This is a genomic window from Thermostichus sp. MS-CIW-34 (genome assembly GCF_054060435.1).
Genome location: NZ_JBSSDE010000065.1, coordinates 2501 through 4690 on the forward strand (window position 1 = coordinate 2501; position 2190 = coordinate 4690).

General features: G+C 58.9%; 2 tRNA genes and 2 rRNA genes (1 of these 4 running past the window's edge). All 4 read right to left on the reverse strand.

The annotated features are described in order from the left end of the window. Positions 1 to 238: ribosomal RNA gene (locus tag ACVWYY_RS14360) — 23S ribosomal RNA — on the reverse strand; its annotated part reaches 2500 nt to the left of the window's first position; the annotation flags it as partial. Between the two features lie 233 nt (positions 239 to 471). Next, positions 472 to 547, reverse strand: a tRNA-Ala gene (locus tag ACVWYY_RS14365). 89 nt (positions 548 to 636) lie between these two features. Beyond that, a tRNA-Ile gene (locus tag ACVWYY_RS14370) sits at positions 637 to 710 on the reverse strand. Positions 711 to 833: 123 nt separating this feature from the next. Next, a 16S ribosomal RNA gene (locus ACVWYY_RS14375) occupies positions 834 to 2190 on the reverse strand; the annotation flags it as partial.

Below are 2190 nucleotides of genomic sequence, written 5' to 3' on the forward strand. Positions count from 1 at the left end.
GAAATCACGTTTGTTTTCTTTTCCTGCGGCTACTAAGATGTTTCAGTTCGCCGCGTTCGCCCCTTTGGCCTATGGATTCAGCCAAAGGTGACAAGGCTTGCGCCTTGCCGGGTTGCCCCATTCGGGAACCTGCGGATCACCGCTTTTGTCCAGCTCCCCGCAGCGTTTCGTCGGTAACACGCCCTTCCTCGCCTCTGCGTGCCTAGGTATCCACCGTGCGCCCTTAACTGACTTGACCTTTTCACCTCACGTAACATTGGTGTTCTACCTGCCTCATGCCCCCAGGTTGCTGCTGCTTCCCCCAAGCCAAGGCTCGGAGGGCTCAACCCAGAAGCATGCTGCTCTCTTGCTATGCAGTTTTCAAAGTGCTGGCCGGCTCAACCCGGCTGGAGGCTTGTGCTCGGACCCAAACCCCTAGCCCGGTCGTCAACCTATCCAACTGGAGAACCCCTTCCCGGCTCCTCACCAAAGTGGTGGAGGTAAGCGGACTCGAACCGCTGACTTCTGCCGTGCAAAGGCAGCGCTCTACCAGCTGAGCTATACCCCCAATCCAGACTGCACCCACCCTCTGGCTTTGCCCTCAGCTTGGCCAGCTCGCTTCTAGCTTGCTAGCTCTCCCTTCTCCAGGACAAACAGTGGGCCATCCTGGACTCGAACCAGGGACCTCACCCTTATCAGGGGTGCGCTCTAACCACCTGAGCTAATAGCCCTCCCCTCGGTTCCCCTCCAGAACCCCAGTCAACCATCCCTTCAACCCCGACCGACCTGGGATAACCTTTGCTGGCCTGAGGGTGGCCTGACTCCTCTCAGATGCCCCAAGGTAGGTCTCCCTAAAAGGAGGTGATCCAGCCGCACCTTCCGGTACGGCTACCTTGTTACGACTTCACCCCAGTCACCAGCCCTGCCTTCGGCGGGTGCTCCGACTTCGGGCATGGCCAGCTCCCATGGTGTGACGGGCGGTGTGTACAAGGCCCGGGAACGTATTCACCGCAGCATGCTGATCTGCGATTACTAGCGATTCCGCCTTCACGCAGGCGAGTTGCAGCCTGCGATCTGAACTGAGACGCGGTTTTTGGGATTGGCTCACGCTCGCGCGCTCGCGACCCTTTGTCCGCGCCATTGTAGCACGTGTGTAGCCCAGGGCGTAAGGGGCATGCTGACTTGACGTCATCCTCACCTTCCTCCGGTTTGTCACCGGCAGTCTCCCTAGAGTGCCCAACTCAATGCTGGCAACTAGGAACAAGGGTTGCGCTCGTTGCGGGACTTAACCCAACATCTCACGACACGAGCTGACGACAGCCATGCACCACCTGTGTCCGCGCTCCCGAAGGCACCCCCACGTTTCCGCAGGGTTCGCGGCATGTCAAGCCCTGGTAAGGTTCTTCGCGTTGCATCGAATTAAACCACATGCTCCACCGCTTGTGCGGGCCCCCGTCAATTCCTTTGAGTTTCACACTTGCGTGCGTACTCCCCAGGCGGGACACTTAACGCGTTAGCTCCGACACTGACCGGGTCGATACGGCCAACGTCTAGTGTCCATCGTTTACGGCTAGGACTACTGGGGTATCTAATCCCATTCGCTCCCCTAGCTTTCGTACCTCAGCGTCAGTTGAGGCCCAGTTGCGCGCTTCCGCCTCAGGTGTTCTTCCCGATCTCTACGCATTTCACCGCTACACCGGGAATTCCCGCAACCCCTACCTCACTCTAGCCGGTCAGTTTCCAGGGCCTTCCCACAGTTGAGCTGTGGCCTTTAACCCCAGACTTGACCAGCCGCCTACGTACCCTTTACGCCCAATAATTCCGGATAACGCTTGCCTCCTCCGTCTTACCGCGGCTGCTGGCACGGAGTTAGCCGAGGCTTATTCCTGGGGTACCGTCAGCTTTCGTCCCCCAGAAAAGAGGTTTACAACCCAAGGGCCTTCCTCCCTCACGCGGTATTGCTCCGTCAGGCTTGCGCCCATTGCGGAAAATTCCCCACTGCTGCCTCCCGTAGGAGTCTGGGCCGTGTCTCAGTCCCAGTGTGGCGGGCCATCCTCTCAGACCCGCTACGGATCGTCGCCTTGGTAGGCCATTACCCCACCAACTAGCTAATCCGACGCAGGCTCATCCTCAGGTGGATTGCTCCTTTCAGCTTCCGCCTGTATGGGGTATTAGCAGCCGTTTCCAGCTGTTATCCCCCGCCTGAGGGTA